Source organism: Streptomyces sp. SM11 (assembly GCF_002910905.1).
Taxonomy (GTDB): Bacteria; Actinomycetota; Actinomycetes; order Streptomycetales; family Streptomycetaceae; genus Streptomyces.
The window spans coordinates 19,535-41,139 of record NZ_NEUE01000260.1 but is presented as its reverse complement, the minus strand read 5'-3'; the positions used below and the strand labels follow the sequence as shown (position 1 = coordinate 41,139).

Below are 21,605 nucleotides of genomic sequence, written 5' to 3'. Positions count from 1 at the left end.
AGAGACAGGACTACTAGTAGCCATGGCGGGACAGAAGATCCGCATCCGGCTCAAGGCCTACGACCACGAGGTCATCGACTCCTCGGCGAAGAAGATCGTCGAGACGGTGACCCGCACTGGTGCGTCGGTCGCGGGCCCGGTGCCGCTGCCCACTGAGAAGAACGTGTACTGCGTCATCAAGTCGCCGCACAAGTACAAGGACTCTCGCGAGCACTTCGAGATGCGCACGCACAAGCGCCTCATCGACATTCTCGACCCCACGCCGAAGACGGTTGACTCGCTGATGCGCCTCGACCTGCCGGCTGGCGTCGACATCGAGATCAAGCTCTGAGGGGACGGGCCGAGATGAGCAAGAACATCAAGGGCGTCCTGGGCGAGAAGCTCGGCATGACCCAGGTCTGGGACGAGAACAACCGGGTTGTCCCGGTGACCGTCGTCAAGGCCGGTCCGTGCGTCGTGACGCAGGTCCGTACGAACGACAGCGACGGCTACGAAGCGGTCCAGATCGCCTTCGGCGAGATCGACCCGCGCAAGGTGAACAAGCCCCTCAAGGGTCACTTCGCCAAGGCCGACGTCACCCCGCGCCGCCACCTGGTGGAGCTCCGCACCCCTGACGCCAGCGAGTACACGCTGGGCCAGGAGGTCACTGCCGAGGTGTTCGAGTCCGGCGTCAAGGTCGACGTCACGGGCAAGAGCAAGGGCAAGGGCTTCGCCGGTGTCATGAAGCGTCACAACTTCAAGGGCCTCGGCGCCGGGCACGGCACCCAGCGCAAGCACCGTTCCCCCGGTTCCATCGGTGGCTGCGCCACCCCTGGGCGTGTCTTCAAGGGCATGCGCATGGCGGGCCGCATGGGTAACGAGCGCGTCACCACCCAGAACCTGACCATCCACGCGGTTGACGCGGAGAAGGGTCTGCTCCTCATCAAGGGCGCGGTCCCCGGTCCGAACGGCGGCCTCGTCCTGGTCCGTACCGCGGCCAAGGGGGCTTGAGGTAATGAGCACCATTGACATCCTTTCGCCGGCAGGCGACAAGGCCGGTACCGTCGACCTCCCCGCGGAGATCTTCGACGCGAAGACCAGCGTTCCGCTGATCCACCAGGTCGTTGTCGCTCAGCTGGCGGCTGCCCGTCAGGGCACGCACAAGACCAAGCGCCGCGGTGAAGTCCGCGGTGGTGGCAAGAAGCCTTACCGCCAGAAGGGCACCGGCCGCGCCCGTCAGGGTTCGACCCGCGCCCCGCAGTTCGCCGGTGGTGGTGTCGTCCACGGCCCGCAGCCGCGTGACTACTCGCAGCGGACCCCGAAGAAGATGAAGGCCGCCGCCCTGCGCGGTGCCCTCTCGGACCGGGCCCGTCACTCCCGTATCCACGTCGTCACCGGCGTGGTCGAGGGTGCCGCCTCCACGAAGGCCGCCAAGACGCTGCTCGGCAAGATCTCGGAGCGCCAGAACCTGCTCCTGGTCGTCGACCGTGCCGACGAGGCCGCGTGGCTGTCCGCGCGCAACCTGCCCCAGGTGCACATCCTGGAGCCGGGCCAGCTCAACACGTACGACGTGATCGTCTCTGACGACGTGGTCTTCACCCAGGCCGCTTTCGAGTCCTTCGTGTCTGGCCCCCAGACCGCTGAGACCGAAGGGAGCGCCGCCTGATGAGCGAGGCGACCGTTACCAGCAAGACGTACTCGGACCCGCGTGACGTTCTCGTCAAGCCCGTGGTCTCCGAGAAGAGCTACGCGCTGCTCGACGAGAACAAGTACACGTTCATCGTCGCGCCCGGCTCCAACAAGACCCAGATCAAGCAGGCCGTGGAAGCGGTCTTCTCGGTCAAGGTCACCGGGGTCAACACGATCAACCGGCAGGGCAAGCGCAAGCGCACCAAGACCGGCTTCGGCAAGCGCTCCGACACGAAGCGCGCCATCGTGACCCTCGCCGAGGGCGACCGTATCGACATCTTCGGCGGCCCGACCTCTTAAGTGAGGTCGAGTCGTCCGGAATCGGACGAGGACTGAGAAATGGGTATCCGCAAGTACAAGCCGACGACCCCGGGCCGTCGTGGCTCCAGCGTCGCCGACTTTGTCGAGATCACGCGGTCCACGCCGGAGAAGTCGCTGGTCCGCCCTCTGCACAGCAAGGGCGGCCGTAACAACGCCGGTCGTGTGACCGTTCGCCACCAGGGTGGTGGCCACAAGCGCGCCTACCGCGTGATCGACTTCCGTCGTCACGACAAGGACGGCGTGCCGGCCAAGGTCGCGCACATCGAGTACGACCCGAACCGCACCGCGCGCATCGCGCTGCTGCACTACGCGGACGGCGAGAAGCGTTACATCGTCGCTCCCCGTGGCCTGTCGCAGGGTGACCGTGTCGAGAACGGTCCGGGCGCCGACATCAAGCCCGGTAACAACCTGGCGCTGCGCAACATCCCGGTCGGTACGACCATCCACGCCATCGAGCTGCGGCCCGGCGGCGGCGCGAAGTTCGCCCGTTCCGCGGGTGCCTCCGTGCAGCTGCTGGCGAAGGAGGGCACCATGGCCCACCTTCGTATGCCGTCGGGTGAGATCCGCCTGGTCGACGCGCGCTGCCGCGCGACGATCGGTGAGGTCGGCAACGCCGAGCAGTCGAACATCAACTGGGGCAAGGCCGGCCGTATGCGCTGGAAGGGCGTACGCCCGACCGTCCGCGGTGTCGCGATGAACCCGGTTGACCACCCGCACGGTGGTGGTGAAGGCAAGACCTCCGGTGGTCGTCACCCGGTCTCGCCGTGGGGTCAGAAGGAGGGTCGTACTCGCTCGCCGAAGAAGGCTTCGAGCAAGTACATCGTCCGCCGCCGCAAGACGAACAAGAAGCGCTAGGAGCGGGTTTAGATGCCGCGCAGTCTCAAGAAGGGGCCCTTCGTCGACGGCCACCTCGTCAAGAAGGTGGACGTACAGAACGAAGCAGGCACCAAGAACGTCATCAAGACCTGGTCCCGTCGCTCGATGATCATCCCGGCCATGCTGGGGCACACCATCGCGGTGCACAACGGCAAGATCCATGTCCCGGTGTTCGTCACCGAGTCGATGGTCGGCCACAAGCTCGGCGAGTTCTCGCCGACTCGCACCTTCCGCGGCCACGTCAAGGACGACCGGAAGTCGAAGCGCCGCTAGCGCGGGGTGGAAACGACTATGACTCACACCGAAGGGACAACCATGGAAGCCAGGGCCCAGGCGCGGTACATCCGCGTCACGCCCATGAAGGCCCGCCGAGTGGTGGACCTCATCCGTGGCATGGATGCCACGGAGGCTCAGGCGGTCCTGCGTTTCGCCCCGCAGGCCGCGAGCGTGCCGGTTGGCAAGGTGCTTGACAGCGCCATTGCCAACGCTGCACACAACTACGACCACCCTGACGCCTCTTCGCTGGTCATCAGCGAGGCGTACGTGGACGAGGGTCCGACCCTGAAGCGGTTCCGTCCGCGTGCTCAGGGCCGGGCCTACCGGATCCGTAAGCGGACCAGCCACATCACCGTGGTCGTCAGCAGCAAGGAAGGAACCCGGTAATGGGCCAGAAGGTAAACCCGCACGGGTTCCGGCTCGGCATCACCACGGACTTCAAGTCCCGCTGGTACGCCGACAAGCTGTACAAGGACTACGTCAAGGAAGACGTCGCCATTCGTCGCATGATGACGAAGGGCATGGAGCGGGCCGGCATCTCGAAGGTCGAGATCGAGCGCACCCGCGACCGCGTCCGCGTTGACATCCACACCGCCCGTCCGGGCATCGTCATCGGTCGCCGCGGCGCCGAGGCCGATCGCATCCGCGGCGAGCTGGAGAAGCTGACCGGCAAGCAGGTCCAGCTGAACATCCTCGAGGTCAAGAACCCCGAGGTGGACGCTCAGCTGGTGGCCCAGGCCGTCGCCGAGCAGCTCTCCTCCCGCGTCTCCTTCCGTCGTGCCATGCGTAAGAGCATGCAGAGCTCGATGAAGGCCGGCGCCAAGGGCATCAAGATCCAGTGCGGCGGTCGCCTCGGCGGCGCCGAGATGTCCCGCTCGGAGTTCTACCGCGAGGGCCGTGTGCCCCTGCACACCCTCCGGGCCAACGTCGACTACGGCTTCTTCGAGGCCAAGACGACCTTCGGCCGCATCGGCGTGAAGGTCTGGATCTACAAGGGCGACGTCAAGAACATCGCCGAGGTTCGCGCCGAGAACGCCGCGGCCCGCGCCGGTAACCGTCCGGCTCGTGGCGGCACCGACCGCCCGGCCGGCCGCGGTGGCCGTGGTGGCGAGCGTGGCGGTCGCGGCCGTAAGCCGCAGCAGTCGCCGGCAGCCGAGGCCCCCAAGGCCGACGCTCCCGCCGCCGCTGCTCCGGCTGCTGAGAGCACCGGAACGGAGGCCTGACCGAAATGCTGATCCCCCGTAGGGTCAAGCACCGCAAGCAGCACCACCCGAAGCGCAGCGGTATGTCCAAGGGTGGCACGCAGGTTGCGTTCGGCGAGTACGGCATCCAGGCGCTGACCCCGGCGTACGTGACGAACCGTCAGATCGAGTCCGCTCGTATCGCGATGACCCGTCACATCAAGCGTGGCGGCAAGGTCTGGATCAACATCTACCCGGACCGTCCCCTGACGAAGAAGCCTGCCGAGACCCGCATGGGTTCCGGTAAGGGTTCTCCCGAGTGGTGGATCGCGAACGTCAAGCCGGGTCGGGTGATGTTCGAGCTGTCCTACCCGAACGAGAAGATTGCTCGTGAGGCGCTCACCCGCGCTGCTCACAAGCTTCCGATGAAGTGCCGGATCGTTCGGCGCGAGGCAGGTGAGTCGTGATGTCGGCCGGTACCAAGGCGTCCGAGCTGCGCGAGCTGGGCGACGAGGAGCTCCTCAACAAGCTCCGCGAAGCCAAGGAAGAGCTGTTCAACCTCCGCTTCCAGGCGGCGACGGGCCAGCTCGAGAACCACGGCCGGCTCAAGTCCGTCCGTAAGGACATCGCCCGGATCTACACCCTGATGCGTGAGCGCGAGCTGGGCATCGAGACGGTGGAGAGCGCCTGATGAGCGAGAAGACTGTGACTGAGACGAACACCGACCGCGGTTTCCGCAAGACCCGTGAGGGTCTCGTCGTCAGCGACAAGATGGACAAGACCGTCGTCGTCGCTGTCGAGGACCGCGTCAAGCACGCGCTGTACGGCAAGGTCATCCGCCGTACGAACAAGCTCAAGGCCCACGACGAGCAGAACGCTGCAGGCGTCGGCGACCGCGTCATCATCATGGAGACGCGTCCGCTGTCGGCCTCGAAGCGCTGGCGCATCGTCGAGATCCTCGAGAAGGCCAAGTAATTCCTGAGGGATTTTCCCCTCAGGTCAGTTCCGCCAGGCTCGGTGGGGTGCCTCCCCGGTAACGGAGAGGCACCCGCCGGGAACCGGCAGACGATCAGGAGATAGACGTGATCCAGCAGGAGTCGCGACTGCGCGTCGCCGACAACACGGGTGCGAAGGAAATTCTCACCATTCGTGTTCTCGGTGGCTCGGGTCGCCGCTACGCGGGTATCGGTGACGTCATTGTCGCCACCGTCAAGGACGCGATCCCCGGTGGCAACGTGAAGAAGGGTGACGTCGTCAAGGCCGTCATCGTTCGCACCGTCAAGGAGCGTCGTCGTCAGGATGGCTCGTACATCCGCTTCGACGAGAACGCCGCCGTCATTCTGAAGAACGACGGCGACCCCCGCGGCACCCGCATCTTCGGCCCGGTGGGCCGGGAGCTGCGCGAGAAGAAGTTCATGAAGATCATCTCGCTCGCGCCGGAGGTGCTGTAAGCATGAAGATCAAGAAGGGCGACCTGGTTCAGGTCATCACCGGTAAGGACAAGGGCAAGCAGGGCAAGGTCATCGTGGCCTACCCCGCTCAGGACCGCGTCCTCGTCGAGGGTGTCAACCGGGTCAAGAAGCACACCAAGGCCGGTCAGACGGCTCGCGGTTCGCAGACGGGTGGCATTGTCACCACCGAGGCCCCGATCCACATCAGCAACGTGTCGCTGGTCGTGGAGAAGGACGGCAACAAGGTTGTCACCCGCGTCGGCTACCGCTTTGACGACGAGGGCAACAAGATCCGCGTTGCCAAGCGGACCGGTGAGGACATCTGATGACTGCCACCACTGCGCCGCGTCTCAAGACGCGCTACCGCGAGGAAATCGCCGGCAAGCTGCGTGAGGAGTTCTCGTACGAGAACGTCATGCAGGTTCCCGGTCTGGTCAAGATCGTGGTCAACATGGGTGTGGGCGACGCCGCCCGCGACTCCAAGCTGATCGACGGTGCCGTCAAGGACCTCACCACGATCACCGGCCAGAAGCCGGCCGTCACGAAGGCCCGCAAGTCCATCGCGCAGTTCAAGCTGCGCGAGGGCCAGCCGATCGGCTGCCACGTCACCCTTCGTGGTGACCGGATGTGGGAGTTCCTGGACCGTACGCTGTCGCTCGCGCTTCCGCGTATCCGTGACTTCCGTGGCCTGTCGCCGAAGCAGTTCGACGGCCGTGGCAACTACACCTTCGGTCTCACGGAGCAGGTCATGTTCCACGAGATCGACCAGGACAAGATCGACCGGGTCCGGGGCATGGACATCACCGTGGTCACCACGGCGACCAACGACGACGAGGGTCGTGCCCTCCTTCGTCACCTCGGCTTCCCGTTCAAGGAGAACTGACCGTGGCGAAGAAGGCTCTGATCGCTAAGGCCGCCCGTAAGCCGAAGTTCGGCGTGCGCGGGTACACCCGCTGCCAGCGCTGCGGCCGGCCCCACTCCGTCTACCGCAAGTTCGGCCTGTGCCGCGTGTGCCTTCGTGAGATGGCTCACCGTGGCGAGCTGCCGGGCGTGACCAAGAGCTCCTGGTAACTCCCCTCTGCCCTCGGGCAAAGGGAAGTTCCGGAGACTCTCGGTAAGCATCTGGGTCGGCAGGAGCCCGTCCTTTCATGCCGTAGGCTTGAAGGGTTGGGCGCCTGCCGCCCAAGACCGACTTACTACGCCGTAGGTCCCCGCACCGCACCCGTCCCGCCACTGAGTGGGGAGAGGGATGGCGCATACAGGAAACCCCGGCGAGAGAGGCCGAAGGCCAACTCATGACCATGACTGATCCCATCGCAGACATGCTCACGCGTCTGCGTAACGCGAACTCGGCGTATCACGACGATGTCGCGATGCCGCACAGCAAGATCAAGTCGCACATCGCGGAGATCCTCCAGCAGGAGGGCTTCATCACCGGCTGGAAGGTCGAGGACGCCGAGGTCGGCAAGAGCCTCGTCCTCGAGCTGAAGTTCGGCCCGAACCGCGAGCGCTCGATCGCCGGCATCAAGCGGATTTCGAAGCCGGGTCTGCGTGTATACGCAAAGTCCACCAACCTGCCGAAGGTCCTCGGCGGTCTGGGCGTGGCGATCATCTCCACGTCCCACGGCCTCCTGACCGGCCAGCAGGCAGGCAAGAAGGGCGTAGGTGGGGAAGTCCTCGCCTACGTCTGGTAGTCGGGAAAGGAAGGAAAGCTCATGTCGCGAATCGGCAAGCTCCCCATCCAGGTTCCCGCCGGTGTGGACGTCACCATCGATGGCCGTACGGTCGCTGTGAAGGGCCCCAAGGGTTCCCTCACGCACACCGTTGCCGCGCCGATCGAGGTCTCCAAGGGTGAGGACGGCGTGCTCAGCGTCTCCCGCCCGAACGACGAGCGTCAGAACAAGGCCCTCCACGGCCTGTCCCGCACGCTGGTGGCGAACATGATCACCGGCGTGACCACGGGTTACACCAAGGCGCTCGAGATCAGCGGTGTCGGTTACCGCGTCCAGGCGAAGGGCTCCAACCTGGAGTTCGCCCTGGGCTACAGCCACCCGATCCTCATCGAGGCTCCGGAAGGCATCACCTTCAAGGTCGAGTCGCCCACGAAGCTCAGCGTCGAGGGCATCGACAAGCAGAAGGTCGGCGAGGTAGCCGCCAACATCCGCAAGCTGCGGAAGCCCGACCCGTACAAGGCCAAGGGCGTCAAGTACGCGGGCGAGGTCATCCGCCGCAAGGTCGGAAAGGCTGGTAAGTAGCCATGGCATACGGTGTGAAGATCGCCAAGGGCGACGCATACAAGCGTGCCGCCCTCAAGCGCCGCCACATCCGCGTCCGCAAGCACATCTCCGGTTCGCCGGAGCGTCCTCGCTTGGTTGTGACGCGTTCCAACCGCCACATCGTGGCCCAGGTCATCGACGACATCGCGGGCCACACGCTCGCGTCGGCGTCGACCCTGGACACCTCGATCCGCGGTGGCGAGGGTGACAAGAGCGCCCAGGCCCAGCAGGTCGGCGCCCTGGTCGCCGAGCGCGCCAAGGCCGCAGGCGTCGAGGCCGTCGTGTTTGACCGCGGTGGTAACCAGTACGCCGGGCGGATTGCCGCTCTGGCTGACGCCGCCCGTGAAGCCGGGCTGAAGTTCTAAGCCCCGGTTCCTACGCACAGCGGACGTAACAGAGAGAGGTAAATCCAATGGCTGGACCCCAGCGCCGCGGAAGCGGTGCCGGTGGCGGCGAGCGGCGGGACCGGAAGGGCCGTGACGGTGGCGCTGCCGCCGAGAAGACCGCGTACGTCGAGCGCGTCGTCGCGATCAACCGCGTCGCCAAGGTTGTGAAGGGTGGTCGTCGCTTCAGCTTCACCGCGCTGGTCGTGGTGGGCGATGGTGACGGCACCGTCGGTGTCGGATACGGCAAGGCCAAGGAAGTTCCCGCGGCCATCGCCAAGGGCGTCGAAGAGGCCAAGAAGAGCTTCTTCAAGGTTCCGCGTATCCAGGGCACCATCCCTCACCCGATCACGGGCGAGAAGGCTGCGGGCGTCGTCCTGCTCAAGCCGGCTTCCCCCGGTACCGGTGTTATCGCCGGTGGCCCGGTGCGTGCCGTGCTCGAGTGCGCCGGCGTTCACGACATCCTGTCGAAGTCGCTTGGCTCGTCCAACGCGATCAACATCGTGCACGCGACCGTGGCGGCCCTCCAGGGCCTGCAGCGTCCCGAGGAGATCGCGGCCCGCCGCGGTCTGCCCCTTGAGGACGTCGCCCCCGCGGCTCTGCTTCGTGCACGTGCGGGAGCGGGTGCGTAATGGCTCGCCTCAAGATCACGCAGACGAAGTCGTACATCGGCAGCAAGCAGAACCACCGCGACACCCTGCGTTCGCTCGGGCTCAAGCGCCTGAACGACTCGGTTGTCAAGGAGGACCGCCCCGAGTTCCGCGGAATGGTTCACACCGTCCGCCACCTCGTGACGGTTGAGGAGGTTGACTGACATGGCGGAGAACAGCCCGCTGAAGGCCCACAACCTCCGGCCTGCCCCGGGTGCCAAGACCGCCAAGACCCGTGTGGGTCGTGGTGAGGCGTCCAAGGGTAAGACCGCAGGCCGTGGTACCAAGGGTACGAAGGCCCGTTACCAGGTTCCGGAGCGCTTCGAGGGTGGCCAGATGCCCCTCCACATGCGTCTCCCGAAGCTCAAGGGCTTCAAGAACCCGTTCCGCACGGAGTACCAGGTCGTGAACCTGGACAAGCTCGCGACGCTCTACCCCGAGGGTGGAGAGGTCACGGTGGCCGACCTGGTCGCCAAGGGCGCTGTGCGCAACAACCACCTCGTCAAGGTCCTCGGACAGGGCGAGATCTCCGTGGCACTGCAGGTTTCGGTTGACGCCGTCTCCGGCTCCGCCAAGGAGAAGATCACCGCCGCTGGCGGTACGGTCACCGAGCTCGTCTGAGCCGCGGGACAGAACTGGGCCTGGCCGGCTGCCTCTTCGGAGGTGGCCGGCCAGGCTTTTCTGCGTTTGTGCCGCTGTACGGGAACCGTAAAGGCTCGGGAAAGGTTGAACGGGTACCCACCGCACCGGCGGTGGGGGAGCCGAGGGGGCGTTCGCGTCCCAAATGGTGTGGCTTGGCCGGTCTTTCGCGGCGTGGGCCGGGAGGCGGGCGGTGCACCGGTGTGCGGCGCGTGTTTCCTGCTCAGTCCCGGGCCGGGTAGGGTGGCGCCGTTAATCTTTTGTGGCCTCCTTACGATGTAGGGCTGCCTTGTATCCGATCCCGTCCAGTCCCATCCAGACCCGTCGCCTCTGACGCACAGCGCGGGGGTCGCAGGAGGCACCGTGTTCACCGCGTTCGCCCGAGCGTTCAAGACGCCCGACCTGCGCAAGAAGCTGCTCTTCACGCTCGGCATCATCGTGATCTATCGGCTCGGGGCGCATGTCCCGGCCCCTGGCGTCGACTACACGAAGGTGCAGCAGTGCATCGACCAGGCCGACTCGGGTGGTCTCCTCGGTCTGATGCAGATGTTCAGCGGTGGCGCCCTGTTGCAGATCACCATCTTCGCGCTCGGCATCATGCCGTACATCACGGCGAGCATTATTCTCCAGCTGCTGACCGTCGTGATCCCGCGCCTGGAAGCCCTGAAGAAGGAGGGGCAGTCCGGCACGGCGAAGATCACGCAGTACACGCGTTATCTGACGGTCGCGCTGGCCGTCCTCCAGGGCACCGGCCTCGTCGCCACCGCCCGCAGCGGTGCGCTCTTCCAGAACTGCTCAGTGAGCAGCCAGATCGTCGCGGACAAGTCGGTCTTCACCACGATCATCATGGTCCTCACGATGACCGCCGGTACGGCCGCCGTCATGTGGCTCGGTGAGCTCATCACCGACCGCGGCATCGGCAACGGCATGTCGATCCTCATGTTCATCTCGATCGCCGCCACGTTCCCCGGCGCCCTGTGGGCCATCAAGGAGAGCGGCAAGCTGGCCGACGGCTGGATCGAGTTCGGCACCGTCATCCTCATCGGCTTCGTGATGGTCGGCCTCGTCGTCTTCGTCGAGCAGGCCCAGCGCCGCATCCCGGTGCAGTACGCGAAGCGCATGATCGGACGCCGGTCCTACGGCGGTACGTCCACGTACATCCCGCTGAAGGTGAACCAGGCGGGTGTGATTCCGGTCATCTTCGCCTCGTCGCTGCTCTACATCCCGGCGCTGATCGTCCAGTTCTCCAACTCCCAGGCGGGCTGGGCGACCTGGATCACCGACAACTTCGTCGGGCAGAACGAGCCGTACTACATGGTGGCGTACTTCCTGCTGATCGTCTTCTTCGCCTTCTTCTATGTGGCCATCTCGTTCAACCCCGACGAGGTCGCCGACAACATGAAGAAGTATGGTGGCTTCATCCCGGGTATCCGTGCAGGTCGTCCCACTGCCGAATACCTGAGCTACGTGCTCAACCGGATCACTTGGCCAGGCTCGCTGTACCTGGCCCTGATCGCTCTTGTGCCGACGATGGCGTTGGCGGGCTTCGGCGGTGCGAACGCGAACTTCCCGTTCGGCGGGACGAGCATCCTCATCATCGTGGGTGTGGGTCTGGAAACCGTGAAGCAGATCGAGAGTCAGCTCCAGCAGCGCAATTACGAAGGGTTCCTCCGCTGATGCGAATCGTCCTCGTCGGGCCTCCGGGTGCCGGCAAGGGAACGCAGGCTGCGTACCTTGCCCAAAACCTCTCGATTCCGCACATTGCCACGGGCGACCTCTTCCGCGCCAACATCAGCCAGGGCACCGACCTTGGCAAGCAGGCCCGCGCCTACATGGACGCAGGCCAGCTGGTGCCGGACGAGGTCACCATCGGGATGGCCAAGGACCGTATGGCCCAGTCGGACGCCGTGGGCGGCTTCCTGCTGGACGGCTTCCCGCGGAACGTCGGCCAGGCCGAAGCCCTTGACGTGATGCTCAAGGACGAGGGCGTGAAGCTGGACGCGGTCCTCGATCTCGAGGTCCCCGAGGACGAGGTCGTGAAGCGGATCGCGGGTCGCCGCGTCTGCCGCAACAACAGCGCGCACGTCTTCCACCTGACGTACAACCCGCCGAAGACCGAGGGCGTCTGCGACGCCTGCGGCGGCGAGCTGTACCAGCGGGACGACGACAGCGAGGAGACGGTCCGTACCCGGCTGGAGGTCTACCACACGCAGACCGAGCCGATCATCGACTACTACCGGGCCCAGGGCCTCGTGGTGACCATCTCCGCGCTGGGCAAGGTCGCGGACGTGACCGCCCGCGCCATGGAGGCGCTGAAGGCCTCCGACGAGGGCTGAGCGTCACCCCACACCACCCGCAGTGCAAGCCGGCCGCGGCGCCTCAGGGCGCCGCGGCCGACTGCTTGCGCCCGTATCGTTGAACACGCCGAGCCGTACCCGTCACCGTCGATGCAGAGAGGCGCCGAGCAATGGTGCAGATCAAGACCCCCGAGCAGATCGCGAAGATGCGCGAGGCGGGCCTGGTGGTCGCTGCCATGCACGCCGCCACCCGTGAGGCCGCCGTCCCCGGGGCCACCACGCACGACCTGGACCAGGTGGCCCGCAAGGTGATCGCCGACCACGGCGCGAAGTCGAACTTCCTCGGCTACGGCGGGTTCCCCGCGACCATCTGCACCTCGGTCAACGAGGTCGTCGTCCACGGCATCCCGGACGAGAAGACCGTTCTGAAGGACGGCGACATCATCTCGATCGACGCCGGTGCGATCATCGACGGCTGGCACGGCGACGCGGCGTACACGGCCTTCGTGGGCACCGGTCACGCTCCGGAGCTGGTCGAGCTCTCCCGGGTGACCGAGGAGTCCATGTGGGCCGGGATCGCCGCGATGAGGGTGAACAACCGGCTCGTCGACATCTCCAGGGCGATCGAGTCCTACGTCCGCCGCCAGCCCCGCCCGGCGACCGGGAAGTACGGGATCATCGAGGACTTCGGCGGCCACGGCATCGGCACCGAGATGCACATGGACCCGCACCTGCTGAACTACGTCTCCCGCAAGCGCGGCAAGGGCATCAAGCTGGTCCCGGGCGTCTGCCTGGCGATCGAGCCCATGGTCTCCCTCGGCACGGCTCGGACGGAGACCCTGAGCGACGACTGGACGGTCATCACGACGGACGGCACCTGGTCCTCGCACTGGGAGCACTCCATCGCGCTGACCGAGCAGGGACCGCTGGTCCTGACCGCCCCGGACTGCGGCCGCGCGAAGCTCGCGGAGTACGGCGTGGAGGCGGCTCCCGACCCGCTCGCGTGACACGATCCGGCGGGCGGAGTCCGGCGCAGCGGCCCGAAGCATGTGAGGCGCCCCGGCGCCGAGCCCGCGAGGGCTGCGTGGAGGAGGGGCCGGCGTGGAAGCGGCTCCCGACCCGCTCGGGTGATGTGACCCCCCGGGGAGGTCTAAGGATCACCCCGGCTGGGCAAACTTGACGGATTCGTCTTTTGGAGTCCGCTGACGTAGACTGACTCGTCGGCTCTCGTGCATCAGTGTGCCCGCATGCGGCGCACCGAAAAGCAGGAGCCGATCAAGGTAGCCGATTCGAAAGGCGAAGCGTGGCCAAGAAGCAAGGTGCCATCGAGATTGAGGGCACCGTGATCGAGTCCCTCCCGAACGCAATGTTCAAGGTGGAGCTCCAGAACGGTCACAAGGTCCTGGCGCACATCAGCGGCAAGATGCGGATGCACTACATCCGCATCCTCCCGGATGACCGGGTCGTGGTGGAGCTCTCTCCGTACGACCTGACGCGTGGCCGGATCGTCTACCGCTACAAGTAGATCTTGCCGGCATCCCGTTTCGGCGGGTGATGGCACTGACCCGGAGAACCTGACATCCCATGAAGGTCAAGCCGAGCGTCAAGAAGATCTGCGACAAGTGCAAGGTGATCCGCCGTCACGGTCGGGTCATGGTCATCTGCGACAACCTGCGCCACAAGCAGCGCCAGGGCTGAAGCACGACCGCCTGCATCTCGCAGTTCTTCGCGCGACGCACGTAATACGTACATACGCAGAGCCCGTCCAAGCCACGGCTGACGACACCTCCGGCGGGGGCCGGGGACCCGGACGTACCACTGCTCCACGGGAGCGGTCGGCGGTCGGGAGTGGCACTGCGGAAGACCCCCGATCTAACAACTGGAGCCATTGAATGGCACGCGTTTCAGGTGTTGACATCCCGCGCGAAAAGCGCGTGGAGGTTGCCCTCACCTACGTCTTCGGTATCGGGCGCACCCGGTCCAAGGAGATCCTCGCCAGCACTGGCGTGAACCCGGACGCCCGCGTCCGCGACCTTGCCGAGGAAGACCTCGTCAAGATCCGCGAGTACGTGGACGCCAACCTCCGCACCGAGGGTGACCTCCGCCGCGAGGTCCAGGGCGACATTCGCCGCAAGATCGAGATCGGCTGCTACCAGGGCATTCGTCACCGCCGTGGTCTGCCGGTCCACGGTCAGCGCACCAGCACGAACGCGCGTACCCGCAAGGGCCCGCGTCGCGCCATCGCCGGTAAGAAGAAGCCGGGCAAGAAGTAGTCCTCAGCGGACGCACTGCGGACCTCCGGTTCCCCGGAACCCGCAGCAACCAGCGGTCTTCGCTGTAGGACCGATCACCTCCCCTCTCCATCTGGAGTCAAGACATGCCCCCCAAGGGTCGTCAGGGCGCAGCCAAGAAGGTGCGTCGCAAGGAAAAGAAGAACGTCGCTCACGGCCACGCGCACATCAAGAGCACGTTCAACAACACCATCGTCTCGATCACGGACCCCTCGGGCAACGTGATCTCCTGGGCCTCCGCCGGCCACGTCGGCTTCAAGGGCTCGCGCAAGTCCACCCCCTTCGCCGCGCAGATGGCCGCCGAGTCGGCCGCCCGCCGCGCGCAGGAGCACGGCATGCGCAAGGTGGACGTCTTCGTCAAGGGTCCCGGCTCCGGCCGTGAGACCGCGATCCGCTCCCTCCAGGCCACGGGCCTCGAGGTCGGTTCGATCCAGGACGTCACCCCGACGCCGCACAACGGCTGCCGTCCGCCGAAGCGTCGCCGCGTCTGATGCGTCACGGCCGGTGACGGCCGTGCGTCAGTAGCGTCAGGTCCGGGCGGTACACCTCTTACGGGGCGTACCGCCCGTACCCTTGTTACATCTGTCGGGCATCAAATAGTGGGTGCCCACGACTGAAGGATCACCGCATGCTTATCGCTCAGCGTCCGTCGCTGACCGAAGAGGTCGTCGACGAGTTCCGCTCCCGGTTCGTGATCGAGCCGCTGGAGCCGGGCTTCGGTTACACCCTCGGCAACTCCCTCCGCCGCACGCTCCTCTCCTCGATCCCCGGTGCCGCTGTCACCAGCATCCGGATCGACGGTGTCCTGCACGAGTTCACCACCGTGCCGGGCGTCAAGGAGGACGTCACCGACCTCATCCTCAACATCAAGCAGCTGGTCGTCTCCTCGGAGCACGACGAGCCCGTCGTGATGTACCTGCGCAAGCAGGGCCCGGGTCTGGTCACCGCCGCCGACATCGCGCCCCCGGCCGGTGTCGAGGTGCACAACCCCGACCTCGTTCTCGCCACGCTCAACGGCAAGGGCAAGCTGGAGATGGAGCTGACCGTCGAGCGCGGTCGCGGCTACGTCTCCGCCGTCCAGAACAAGCAGGTCGGCCAGGAGATCGGCCGGATCCCGGTCGACTCCATCTACTCGCCGGTCCTCAAGGTCACGTACAAGGTCGAGGCGACCCGTGTCGAGCAGCGCACCGACTTCGACAAGCTGATCGTCGACGTCGAGACCAAGCAGGCCATGCGTCCCCGTGACGCCATGGCGTCGGCCGGTAAGACCCTGGTCGAGCTGTTCGGTCTGGCGCGCGAGCTCAACATCGACGCCGAGGGCATCGACATGGGCCCGTCCCCGACGGACGCCGCGCTCGCCGCCGATCTCGCCCTGCCGATCGAGGAGCTGGAGCTCACCGTTCGGTCGTACAACTGCCTCAAGCGCGAGGGCATCCACTCCGTGGGTGAGCTCGTGGCCCGTTCCGAGGCGGACCTGCTCGACATCCGCAACTTCGGCGCGAAGTCGATCGACGAGGTCAAGGCGAAGCTGGCCGGTATGGGCCTCGCGCTCAAGGACTCGCCTCCCGGCTTCGACCCGACCGCCGCCGCCGACGCCTTCGGCGCCGACGACGACGCGGACGCCGGTTTCGTGGAGACCGAGCAGTACTGATCGCCTCCCGGCTGGGGGTGCCCGGTTTCGAGGGTGCCCCCAGCCGGGGCTGAGGCTCTGTCCTCAATCGCCGGACGGGCTTGATTTTCGGCTGATGTCCGGCGAACGTCGGGCGGGCTGGAAAGCCGCGTCCGACCGGCACGTATGACTTCCGGGAGGCGTCCGCCTCGCGGGAACTGACACCGGTACCTGATACGGCCGGTGCAGCACACAAGGAGAATCACCATGCCGCGTCCCGCAAAGGGTGCCCGTCTGGGCGGCAGCGCCGCGCACGAGCGTCTGCTCCTCGCCAACCTGGCGAAGTCGCTGTTCGAGCACGGCCGCATCACGACGACCGAGGCCAAGGCCCGTCGCCTGCGTCCGGTCGCCGAGCGCCTCGTCACCAAGGCGAAGAAGGGCGACATCCACAACCGTCGCCTGGTGCTCCAGACGATCACGGACAAGAGCATCGTCCACACGCTCTTCACCGAGATCGCTCCCCGATACGAGAACCGCCCCGGTGGTTACACCCGTATCACCAAGATCGGCAACCGTCGTGGCGACAACGCCCCGATGGCGGTCATCGAGCTGGTCGAGGCGCTGACCGTGGCCCAGCAGGCCACCGGTGAGGCCGAGGCCGCGACGAAGCGTGCGGTCAAGGAAGACGCCCTCAAGAAAGACGAGGCCCCTGCGGCCGAGTCCGTCGAGGACGCCAAGCCGGCCGACGACGCGGAGTCCAAGGACGCCTGAGCGTTCTAGCGACCACGGGACGGGCCCGCATCACCCTTCGGGGCGGTGCGGGCCCGTTCTGCTGAGCAGGGGAGTTGAGAGGACGACGTGGTGAGTGACGAGGCGGAGCCCGGTTTCGTACGGGTGCGGCTGGACCTGTCCTACGACGGCAAGGATTTCTCCGGCTGGGCGAAACAGACCAGCCGGCGCACGGTGCAGGGGGAGATCGAGGACGCGCTGCGGACCGTGACCCGCTCCGCGGTGACGTACGACCTGACGGTGGCGGGCCGCACGGACGCCGGGGTGCACGCACGCGGCCAGGTGGCCCATGTGGACCTGCCGGAGGCGGTGTGGGCCGAGCACGAGGAGAAGCTGCTGCGACGGTTGGCGGGCCGGCTGCCGCTGGATGTCCGGATCTGGCGGGCGGCTCCCGCCCCGGCCGGGTTCAACGCCCGGTTCTCCGCGGTGTGGCGGCGTTACGCGTACCGGGTCGGGGACCGGCCCGGCGGGGTCGATCCGCTGACCCGGGGCCATGTGCTGTGGCACGACCGGCCGTTGGACGTGGACGCGATGAACGAGGCGGCCGCACTGATGGTGGGTGAGCACGACTTCGCCGCGTACTGCAAGAAGCGTGCGGGGGCGACGACCATCCGTACGCTCCAGCAGCTCAGTTGGGTACGGGATCCGGGCTCCGGGGTCCTCACCGCGACCGTGCGGGCCGACGCGTTCTGCCACAACATGGTGCGGGCGCTGATCGGGGCGGCGCTGTTCGTCGGCGACGGGCGACGGCCGCCCGGCTGGCCCGCGGAGGTGCTCGCCGCGAAGGTGCGTGATCCCGGGGTGCATGTGGTGCGCCCGCACGGGCTGACGCTGGAGGAAGTGGCGTACCCGGCGGACGCGTTGCTGGCGGCCCGTGCCGAAGAGGCCCGAAACGTACGGACGTTGCCGGGGGCGGGCTGCTGCTGAGCGGGAACTCCCGGGCGGTTGCGTGCCCGGGAGCCGGTCACCACGTCAGCTGCTGGGGTCCGCGGCCGCCTGGGAGGCCTGGAGCTGGCCCCGGCGGTGGATCTGGCGGAAGGCGAAGGTCGTCAGGTCCTTGTTGACCGCGTAGACGTCCTTGTCGGCGGTGGTGACCCGCTTGCCGTTCAGGAAGCCGCCGACGCTGAAGTATGCGTAGCGGCCGTAGGAGTTGGCGGTGCGCAGGCAGACCGTGCCGCCCCGGCAGAAGGTGTCGACGCCCCCGCCGCTGAGGGAGGCGAGACCGCCCGAGCTCTGGTCGACGGCCTTCTTCGCGCGGGCCTCCGTCTCGAAGACGGCGATGCCGACCGTGACGGCCACCCCCTCCTTGCGGTACGTGGCCCGGATGAGCTGCTCGCAGCCGTTGTTCGCGAGGACCGTGCCGAGGGCGCCCTGGGTGCCCGTCGCGCACTTCGTGGAGTTGCTCGTCGCGCCCTTGAGGTGGACGCGGTCGCCCATCGTGAGCTTCTTGCCTGGGAAGAACCCGTCGACGGTGATCGGCGCCTTGTCCTTCTTGGCGCTGGATATGAAGTCCTTGGGGTCCGGCGGGGGCGGCGGTGCGACCGAGGAGAAGGAGGGCGCGGGCGCGGAGGTGTCCTCGGGGAGGTCGGCCGGGGCGGGCAGTTGGCTCGCGTTCCCGTCCGCCTTGTCCTTGCCGCCGCCGTTCGACGTGACCACGGCGGTGGTCACGATCGCGCCGATCGCCACGGTGGCCAGCGCGCCGCCGCCGATCATCAGCAGTCTCCTACGGCGTGCGCGCGCCGCGGACTCCTCCGCCATCGCCGCCCAGTCCGGAGTCCCGCCGCCCCCGGGCCCCCAGGAGGCACCCCCTTGCCCAAAGCTCATGCGCGCAGTTTAGAGGGAGACGTAAACCGGTTGGGCCAGGAGTTCGCGGACCGTGACAATGCTCTGTATGGGACATCTCGAAGCAGGCCACCTGGAGTACTACCTACCGGACGGGCGGGTGCTGCTCGGCGATGCCTCGTTCCGGGTGGCGGACGGGGCCGTCGTCGCGCTCGTCGGGGCGAACGGGGCGGGCAAGACGACGCTGCTGCGGCTGCTCGCCGGTGAGCTCCAGCCGCACGGCGGCACGGTGTCGGTGAGCGGCGGGCTCGGGGTGATGCCGCAGTTCGTGGGATCGGTGCGGGACGAGCGGACGGTGCGGGACCTGCTGGTGTCGGTGTCGCAGCCGCGCATCCGGGACGCGGCGAAGGCGGTCGACGCGGCCGAGGAGAAGATCCTCACCGTCGACGACGAGGCCGCGCAGATGGCGTACGCGCAGGCGCTGAGCGACTGGGCTGAGGCGCGCGGCTACGAGGCCGAGACGGTCTGGGACATGTGCACCATGGCCGCGCTGGGCGTCCCGTACGAGAAGGCGCAGTGGCGCGAGGTGCGCACGCTCAGCGGCGGCGAGCAGAAGCGGCTGGTGCTGGAGGCGCTGCTGCGCGGGCCCGACGAGGTGCTGCTGCTGGACGAGCCGGACAACTATCTGGACGTGCCGGGCAAGCGGTGGCTGGAGGGGAAGCTGAAGGAGACCCGTAAGACGGTCCTCTTCGTCTCCCACGACCGGGAGCTGCTGTCCCGTGCCGCCGAGAAGATCGTCAGCGTCGAGCCGAGCCCGGCGGGCAGCGACGTATGGGTGCACGGCGGCGGCTTCGCCACCTACCACGACGCGCGCAAGGAGCGCTTCGCCCGGTTCGAGGAGCTACTGCGGCGCTGGCAGGAGGAGCATGCCCGGCTGAAGGCGCTCGTCCTGCGGATGCGGCAGCAGGCGGCGAACAGCCCCGACATGGCGAACCGCTACCACGCGATGCAGACCCGCTTCAAGAAGTTCGAGGAGGCGGGCCCGCCGCCGGAGCCGCCGCGCGAGCAGGACATCAGGATGCGGCTGCGCGGCGGGCGGACCGGGGTGCGGGCGGTGACCTGCAAGAACCTGGAGCTGACCGGGCTGATGAAACCGTTCGACCTGGAGATCTACTACGGCGAGCGGGTCGCGGTCCTCGGTTCCAACGGGTCGGGCAAGTCGCACTTCCTGCGGCTCCTGGCGGGGGAGCCGGTGGCGCACACGGGGGAGTGGAAGCTCGGGGCGCGGGTCGTGCCCGGGCACTTCGCCCAGACCCACGTGCATCCGGAGCTGCTCGGCAAGACGCTGGTGGAGATCCTCTGGACCGAGCACGCCAAGGACCGGGGCGGGGCGATGTCGGTGCTGCGGCGCTACGAGCTGGAGCGGCAGGGGGACCAGCCGTTCGAGAAGCTGTCCGGCGGGCAGCAGGCGCGGTTCCAGATCCTGCTCCTGGAGCTGGCCGGCACGACGGCGCTGCTGCTGGACGAGCCCACGGACAACCTGGACCTGGAGTCGGCGGAGGCGTTGCAGGACGGTCTTGAGGTGTACGACGGCACGGTGATGGCCGTCACGCACGACCGGTGGTTCGCGAAGTCCTTCGACCGGTATCTGGTCTTCGGCTCGGACGGGGTCGTCCGGGAGACGGCGGAGCCGGTGTGGGACGAGCGGAGGGTGGAGCGGGCGCGGTGACCTTGGCGGTCGGCGGGGCGGGGCGGGGTGGGGCTGTGGTGGGTGCGGGTGCGGGGTGCCGTGCGGCGCCGTTGCGGGGGCGCTGCCCCCGGGCCCCCGCGCCTCAAACGCCGGCGGGGCTGGGTGGGTGCGGCGGGGCTGGTCCAGCAGGGTCGTTTTGACCCGTGCGGGGGCTCCCCGGTAGGCTTCCGGTTTGTTATACGTATTGGCTTCGTCGTTCTCACGCGAAGGGCCTTACGTAGGTTCCCTGGAGCAGTTACCAGTGGCTCGCATACGGGCAGCGTCCCCGGCCTTGTGAGCCCCAGCTGCATATCGCTTCAGAGGTGCCGTGTGTCTGGATCCCATCCACTGAAGAAGCGAAGGCTGCGAAGTGCGTACGTACAGCCCCAAGCCCGGCGATGTCACTCGCCAGTGGCACATCATTGACGCGCAGGACATCGTCCTGGGCCGTCTGGCCACCACGGCCGCGAACCTCCTCCGAGGCAAGCACAAGGCGATCTACGCCCCCCACATGGACATGGGCGACTTCGTCATCATCATCAACGCCGACAAGGTTCACCTGTCCGGCAACAAGAAGACCCAGAAGATGGCGTACCGCCACTCGGGCTTCCCGGGCGGTCTCCGCGCGGTGCGGTACGACGAGCTGCTCTCGAAGAACCCCGAGAAGGCCGTCGAGAAGGCCATCAAGGGCATGATCCCCAAGAACACCCTGGGCCGTCAGATGCTCTCGAAGCTCAAGGTCTACGCGGGCGACCAGCACCCGCACGCTGCTCAGCAGCCGGTCCCGTTCGAGATCACCCAGGTCGCGCAGTAGTTCCGGCCACCCCCTAAGACATACAGAAAGATCTGAGGAGAATCGTGGCCGAGACCACTGTTGAGACCCCCGTCGAGGGCACCGAGGGCGAGGAGACCTTTGCCGAGGTGACCACCTTCGAGTCCGAGGTCCCCGTCGAGGGTGAGTACACCTCCGAGTCGCTCGCGGGCCGCTTCGGCGACCCGCAGCCCGCGGCCGGCCTTGGCCGTCGCAAGAACGCCATCGCCCGCGTCCGGATCATCCCGGGCACCGGCAAGTGGAAGATCAACGGTCGCACCCTTGAGGACTACTTCCCCAACAAGGTGCACCAGCAGGAAGTCAACGAGCCCTTCAAGGTTCTCGAGCTCGACGGTCGTTACGACGTCGTGGCCCGCATCTCGGGTGGCGGTGTCTCCGGTCAGGCCGGTGCCCTGCGCCTCGGTGTGGCCCGCTCGCTGAACGAGGCGGACGTGGACAACAACCGCGCCACGCTGAAGAAGAACGGCTTCCTCTCCCGCGACGACCGTGCGGTCGAGCGCAAGAAGGCCGGTCTCAAGAAGGCCCGTAAGGCCCCGCAGTACAGCAAGCGCTAAG

General features: G+C 67.0%; 35 protein-coding genes. 34 read left to right on the top strand and 1 reads right to left on the bottom strand.

Going from position 1 to position 21,605, the window contains the following annotated elements; genetic code table 11:
• Positions 1-22 precede the first annotated feature (22 nt).
• The 31 genes from rpsJ (at position 23) to truA (ending at position 17,634) form a co-directional block, all read left to right on the top strand.
• Positions 23-331 carry a 30S ribosomal protein S10 gene (gene rpsJ / locus B9S58_RS28080; protein ID WP_003948644.1) on the top strand — a complete coding sequence of 103 codons (309 nt, stop codon included), beginning with the start codon at positions 23-25 and terminating at the stop codon, positions 329-331.
• A gap of 14 nt (positions 332-345) precedes the next feature.
• A complete protein-coding gene (rplC, locus tag B9S58_RS28075; protein WP_003966960.1) occupies positions 346-990 on the top strand; it encodes a 50S ribosomal protein L3 in 645 nt (214 codons plus the stop codon).
• Between the two features lie 4 nt (positions 991-994).
• Complete coding sequence (rplD, locus tag B9S58_RS28070) at positions 995-1,645, top strand: 50S ribosomal protein L4 (protein ID WP_103534794.1); 651 nt, start codon at positions 995-997, stop codon at positions 1,643-1,645.
• Entirely contained in the window at positions 1,645-1,968 is a 324-nt protein-coding gene (rplW, locus tag B9S58_RS28065; RefSeq protein WP_007446738.1) for a 50S ribosomal protein L23, read from the top strand. The genes rplD and rplW overlap by 1 nt, the downstream gene beginning before the upstream one ends.
• 39 nt (positions 1,969-2,007) lie before the next feature.
• A complete protein-coding gene (gene rplB, locus B9S58_RS28060) occupies positions 2,008-2,844 on the top strand; it encodes a 50S ribosomal protein L2 (RefSeq protein WP_099173848.1) in 837 nt (278 codons plus the stop codon).
• A gap of 12 nt (positions 2,845-2,856) precedes the next feature.
• Positions 2,857-3,138: a 30S ribosomal protein S19 gene (gene rpsS, locus B9S58_RS28055; RefSeq protein ID WP_015610726.1), complete on the top strand. Its 282-nt coding sequence runs from the start codon at positions 2,857-2,859 to the stop codon at positions 3,136-3,138.
• A gap of 42 nt (positions 3,139-3,180) precedes the next feature.
• On the top strand, positions 3,181-3,528 hold the full coding sequence (gene rplV / locus B9S58_RS28050; protein ID WP_026290933.1) for a 50S ribosomal protein L22: 348 nt from the start codon (positions 3,181-3,183) through the stop codon (positions 3,526-3,528).
• On the top strand, positions 3,528-4,364 hold the full coding sequence (rpsC, locus tag B9S58_RS28045) for a 30S ribosomal protein S3 (RefSeq protein ID WP_030579870.1): 837 nt from the start codon (positions 3,528-3,530) through the stop codon (positions 4,362-4,364). The genes rplV and rpsC overlap by 1 nt, the downstream gene beginning before the upstream one ends.
• 5 nt (positions 4,365-4,369) lie before the next feature.
• Positions 4,370-4,789, top strand: a complete 420-nt coding sequence (gene rplP / locus B9S58_RS28040) for a 50S ribosomal protein L16 (protein WP_003966953.1) — start codon at positions 4,370-4,372, stop codon at positions 4,787-4,789.
• Positions 4,789-5,013: a 50S ribosomal protein L29 gene (rpmC, locus tag B9S58_RS28035; protein WP_003966952.1), complete on the top strand. Its 225-nt coding sequence runs from the start codon at positions 4,789-4,791 to the stop codon at positions 5,011-5,013. The genes rplP and rpmC overlap by 1 nt, the downstream gene beginning before the upstream one ends.
• On the top strand, positions 5,013-5,297 hold the full coding sequence (gene rpsQ / locus B9S58_RS28030) for a 30S ribosomal protein S17 (protein ID WP_073718385.1): 285 nt from the start codon (positions 5,013-5,015) through the stop codon (positions 5,295-5,297). The genes rpmC and rpsQ overlap by 1 nt, the downstream gene beginning before the upstream one ends.
• A 107-nt stretch (positions 5,298-5,404) precedes the next feature.
• The gene (gene rplN / locus B9S58_RS28025; RefSeq protein WP_003966950.1) at positions 5,405-5,773 is read left to right on the top strand and encodes a 50S ribosomal protein L14; all 369 of its coding nucleotides are present in this window, start codon (positions 5,405-5,407) and stop codon (positions 5,771-5,773) included.
• A gap of 2 nt (positions 5,774-5,775) precedes the next feature.
• A complete protein-coding gene (gene rplX, locus B9S58_RS28020) occupies positions 5,776-6,099 on the top strand; it encodes a 50S ribosomal protein L24 (protein ID WP_103534793.1) in 324 nt (107 codons plus the stop codon).
• Complete coding sequence (rplE, locus tag B9S58_RS28015) at positions 6,099-6,656, top strand: 50S ribosomal protein L5 (protein ID WP_003966948.1); 558 nt, start codon at positions 6,099-6,101, stop codon at positions 6,654-6,656. Before rplX ends, rplE begins: the two co-directional genes overlap by 1 nt.
• Before the next feature lie 2 nt (positions 6,657-6,658).
• A complete protein-coding gene (locus B9S58_RS28010) occupies positions 6,659-6,844 on the top strand; it encodes a type Z 30S ribosomal protein S14 (RefSeq protein WP_003948630.1) in 186 nt (61 codons plus the stop codon).
• Positions 6,845-7,068: 224 nt separating this feature from the next.
• On the top strand, positions 7,069-7,467 hold the full coding sequence (gene rpsH / locus B9S58_RS28000) for a 30S ribosomal protein S8 (protein ID WP_073792868.1): 399 nt from the start codon (positions 7,069-7,071) through the stop codon (positions 7,465-7,467).
• A 21-nt stretch (positions 7,468-7,488) separates the two neighbouring features.
• Positions 7,489-8,028: a 50S ribosomal protein L6 gene (gene rplF / locus B9S58_RS27995; RefSeq protein WP_103534792.1), complete on the top strand. Its 540-nt coding sequence runs from the start codon at positions 7,489-7,491 to the stop codon at positions 8,026-8,028.
• 2 nt (positions 8,029-8,030) lie between these two features.
• Positions 8,031-8,414, top strand: a complete 384-nt coding sequence (gene rplR / locus B9S58_RS27990; protein ID WP_015610732.1) for a 50S ribosomal protein L18 — start codon at positions 8,031-8,033, stop codon at positions 8,412-8,414.
• Between the two features lie 47 nt (positions 8,415-8,461).
• Complete coding sequence (gene rpsE, locus B9S58_RS27985; protein WP_097866720.1) at positions 8,462-9,064, top strand: 30S ribosomal protein S5; 603 nt, start codon at positions 8,462-8,464, stop codon at positions 9,062-9,064.
• Positions 9,064-9,246 carry a 50S ribosomal protein L30 gene (rpmD, locus tag B9S58_RS27980; protein ID WP_003966943.1) on the top strand — a complete coding sequence of 61 codons (183 nt, stop codon included), beginning with the start codon at positions 9,064-9,066 and terminating at the stop codon, positions 9,244-9,246. Before rpsE ends, rpmD begins: the two co-directional genes overlap by 1 nt.
• Position 9,247: 1 nt before the next feature.
• Complete coding sequence (gene rplO, locus B9S58_RS27975; protein WP_003966942.1) at positions 9,248-9,703, top strand: 50S ribosomal protein L15; 456 nt, start codon at positions 9,248-9,250, stop codon at positions 9,701-9,703.
• Between the two features lie 381 nt (positions 9,704-10,084).
• Entirely contained in the window at positions 10,085-11,398 is a 1,314-nt protein-coding gene (secY, locus tag B9S58_RS27970) for a preprotein translocase subunit SecY (protein ID WP_103534791.1), read from the top strand.
• On the top strand, positions 11,398-12,057 hold the full coding sequence (locus B9S58_RS27965) for an adenylate kinase (RefSeq protein WP_103534790.1): 660 nt from the start codon (positions 11,398-11,400) through the stop codon (positions 12,055-12,057). The genes secY and B9S58_RS27965 overlap by 1 nt, the downstream gene beginning before the upstream one ends.
• A gap of 131 nt (positions 12,058-12,188) precedes the next feature.
• Entirely contained in the window at positions 12,189-13,025 is an 837-nt protein-coding gene (gene map, locus B9S58_RS27960) for a type I methionyl aminopeptidase (protein ID WP_103534789.1), read from the top strand.
• Positions 13,026-13,321: 296 nt separating this feature from the next.
• Positions 13,322-13,543, top strand: a complete 222-nt coding sequence (infA, locus tag B9S58_RS27955) for a translation initiation factor IF-1 (RefSeq protein ID WP_003956442.1) — start codon at positions 13,322-13,324, stop codon at positions 13,541-13,543.
• A 59-nt stretch (positions 13,544-13,602) separates the two neighbouring features.
• On the top strand, positions 13,603-13,716 hold the full coding sequence (gene rpmJ, locus B9S58_RS27950; protein WP_003956441.1) for a 50S ribosomal protein L36: 114 nt from the start codon (positions 13,603-13,605) through the stop codon (positions 13,714-13,716).
• 194 nt (positions 13,717-13,910) lie between these two features.
• Positions 13,911-14,291: a 30S ribosomal protein S13 gene (gene rpsM / locus B9S58_RS27945; RefSeq protein WP_007446719.1), complete on the top strand. Its 381-nt coding sequence runs from the start codon at positions 13,911-13,913 to the stop codon at positions 14,289-14,291.
• A gap of 104 nt (positions 14,292-14,395) precedes the next feature.
• Positions 14,396-14,800 carry a 30S ribosomal protein S11 gene (gene rpsK, locus B9S58_RS27940; RefSeq protein WP_003956432.1) on the top strand — a complete coding sequence of 135 codons (405 nt, stop codon included), beginning with the start codon at positions 14,396-14,398 and terminating at the stop codon, positions 14,798-14,800.
• 137 nt (positions 14,801-14,937) lie between these two features.
• The gene (locus tag B9S58_RS27935) at positions 14,938-15,960 is read left to right on the top strand and encodes a DNA-directed RNA polymerase subunit alpha (protein WP_003966937.1); all 1,023 of its coding nucleotides are present in this window, start codon (positions 14,938-14,940) and stop codon (positions 15,958-15,960) included.
• 225 nt (positions 15,961-16,185) lie between these two features.
• A complete protein-coding gene (rplQ, locus tag B9S58_RS27930) occupies positions 16,186-16,689 on the top strand; it encodes a 50S ribosomal protein L17 (RefSeq protein ID WP_018960210.1) in 504 nt (167 codons plus the stop codon).
• 90 nt (positions 16,690-16,779) lie between these two features.
• Positions 16,780-17,634 carry a tRNA pseudouridine(38-40) synthase TruA gene (gene truA / locus B9S58_RS27925; RefSeq protein WP_103534788.1) on the top strand — a complete coding sequence of 285 codons (855 nt, stop codon included), beginning with the start codon at positions 16,780-16,782 and terminating at the stop codon, positions 17,632-17,634.
• A 45-nt stretch (positions 17,635-17,679) separates the two neighbouring features.
• Here the strand turns inward: truA and B9S58_RS27920 are convergent, their stop codons facing one another.
• Positions 17,680-18,531, bottom strand: a complete 852-nt coding sequence (locus B9S58_RS27920) for a hypothetical protein (protein WP_103534787.1) — start codon at positions 18,529-18,531, stop codon at positions 17,680-17,682.
• Between the two features lie 67 nt (positions 18,532-18,598).
• Here B9S58_RS27920 and B9S58_RS27915 point away from each other — a divergent pair, with 67 nt between their 5' ends.
• The 3 genes from B9S58_RS27915 to rpsI all read left to right on the top strand — a co-directional run bounded on the left by B9S58_RS27915 (position 18,599) and on the right by rpsI (position 21,604).
• On the top strand, positions 18,599-20,218 hold the full coding sequence (locus B9S58_RS27915; protein WP_103534786.1) for an ABC-F family ATP-binding cassette domain-containing protein: 1,620 nt from the start codon (positions 18,599-18,601) through the stop codon (positions 20,216-20,218).
• A gap of 370 nt (positions 20,219-20,588) precedes the next feature.
• A complete protein-coding gene (rplM, locus tag B9S58_RS27910; RefSeq protein ID WP_103534785.1) occupies positions 20,589-21,032 on the top strand; it encodes a 50S ribosomal protein L13 in 444 nt (147 codons plus the stop codon).
• A gap of 44 nt (positions 21,033-21,076) precedes the next feature.
• Positions 21,077-21,604, top strand: coding sequence for a 30S ribosomal protein S9 (gene rpsI, locus B9S58_RS27905; RefSeq protein ID WP_030579840.1), 528 nt, complete (start codon positions 21,077-21,079; stop codon positions 21,602-21,604).
• The last annotated feature ends 1 nt before the right edge of the window (position 21,605 follow it).

What these genes read in the sequence shown, in the direction of transcription:
- rpsJ (WP_003948644.1), top strand. Translation starts at nt 23, where the DNA reads ATGGCGGGACAGAAGATCCGCATCCGGCTCAAGGCCTACGACCACGAG.
- rplC (WP_003966960.1), top strand. Translation starts at nt 346, where the DNA reads ATGAGCAAGAACATCAAGGGCGTCCTGGGCGAGAAGCTCGGCATGACC.
- rplD (WP_103534794.1), top strand. Translation starts at nt 995, where the DNA reads ATGAGCACCATTGACATCCTTTCGCCGGCAGGCGACAAGGCCGGTACC.
- rplW (WP_007446738.1), top strand. Translation starts at nt 1,645, where the DNA reads ATGAGCGAGGCGACCGTTACCAGCAAGACGTACTCGGACCCGCGTGAC.
- rplB (WP_099173848.1), top strand. Translation starts at nt 2,008, where the DNA reads ATGGGTATCCGCAAGTACAAGCCGACGACCCCGGGCCGTCGTGGCTCC.
- rpsS (WP_015610726.1), top strand. Translation starts at nt 2,857, where the DNA reads ATGCCGCGCAGTCTCAAGAAGGGGCCCTTCGTCGACGGCCACCTCGTC.
- rplV (WP_026290933.1), top strand. Translation starts at nt 3,181, where the DNA reads ATGGAAGCCAGGGCCCAGGCGCGGTACATCCGCGTCACGCCCATGAAG.
- rpsC (WP_030579870.1), top strand. Translation starts at nt 3,528, where the DNA reads ATGGGCCAGAAGGTAAACCCGCACGGGTTCCGGCTCGGCATCACCACG.
- rplP (WP_003966953.1), top strand. Translation starts at nt 4,370, where the DNA reads ATGCTGATCCCCCGTAGGGTCAAGCACCGCAAGCAGCACCACCCGAAG.
- rpmC (WP_003966952.1), top strand. Translation starts at nt 4,789, where the DNA reads ATGTCGGCCGGTACCAAGGCGTCCGAGCTGCGCGAGCTGGGCGACGAG.
- rpsQ (WP_073718385.1), top strand. Translation starts at nt 5,013, where the DNA reads ATGAGCGAGAAGACTGTGACTGAGACGAACACCGACCGCGGTTTCCGC.
- rplX (WP_103534793.1), top strand. Translation starts at nt 5,776, where the DNA reads ATGAAGATCAAGAAGGGCGACCTGGTTCAGGTCATCACCGGTAAGGAC.
- rplE (WP_003966948.1), top strand. Translation starts at nt 6,099, where the DNA reads ATGACTGCCACCACTGCGCCGCGTCTCAAGACGCGCTACCGCGAGGAA.
- rpsH (WP_073792868.1), top strand. Translation starts at nt 7,069, where the DNA reads ATGACCATGACTGATCCCATCGCAGACATGCTCACGCGTCTGCGTAAC.
- rplF (WP_103534792.1), top strand. Translation starts at nt 7,489, where the DNA reads ATGTCGCGAATCGGCAAGCTCCCCATCCAGGTTCCCGCCGGTGTGGAC.
- rplR (WP_015610732.1), top strand. Translation starts at nt 8,031, where the DNA reads ATGGCATACGGTGTGAAGATCGCCAAGGGCGACGCATACAAGCGTGCC.
- rpsE (WP_097866720.1), top strand. Translation starts at nt 8,462, where the DNA reads ATGGCTGGACCCCAGCGCCGCGGAAGCGGTGCCGGTGGCGGCGAGCGG.
- rpmD (WP_003966943.1), top strand. Translation starts at nt 9,064, where the DNA reads ATGGCTCGCCTCAAGATCACGCAGACGAAGTCGTACATCGGCAGCAAG.
- rplO (WP_003966942.1), top strand. Translation starts at nt 9,248, where the DNA reads ATGGCGGAGAACAGCCCGCTGAAGGCCCACAACCTCCGGCCTGCCCCG.
- B9S58_RS27965 (WP_103534790.1), top strand. Translation starts at nt 11,398, where the DNA reads ATGCGAATCGTCCTCGTCGGGCCTCCGGGTGCCGGCAAGGGAACGCAG.
- map (WP_103534789.1), top strand. Translation starts at nt 12,189, where the DNA reads ATGGTGCAGATCAAGACCCCCGAGCAGATCGCGAAGATGCGCGAGGCG.
- rpmJ (WP_003956441.1), top strand. Translation starts at nt 13,603, where the DNA reads ATGAAGGTCAAGCCGAGCGTCAAGAAGATCTGCGACAAGTGCAAGGTG.
- rpsM (WP_007446719.1), top strand. Translation starts at nt 13,911, where the DNA reads ATGGCACGCGTTTCAGGTGTTGACATCCCGCGCGAAAAGCGCGTGGAG.
- rpsK (WP_003956432.1), top strand. Translation starts at nt 14,396, where the DNA reads ATGCCCCCCAAGGGTCGTCAGGGCGCAGCCAAGAAGGTGCGTCGCAAG.
- B9S58_RS27935 (WP_003966937.1), top strand. Translation starts at nt 14,938, where the DNA reads ATGCTTATCGCTCAGCGTCCGTCGCTGACCGAAGAGGTCGTCGACGAG.
- rplQ (WP_018960210.1), top strand. Translation starts at nt 16,186, where the DNA reads ATGCCGCGTCCCGCAAAGGGTGCCCGTCTGGGCGGCAGCGCCGCGCAC.
- B9S58_RS27920 (WP_103534787.1), bottom strand. Translation starts at nt 18,531, where the DNA reads ATGAGCTTTGGGCAAGGGGGTGCCTCCTGGGGGCCCGGGGGCGGCGGG.
- B9S58_RS27915 (WP_103534786.1), top strand. Translation starts at nt 18,599, where the DNA reads ATGGGACATCTCGAAGCAGGCCACCTGGAGTACTACCTACCGGACGGG.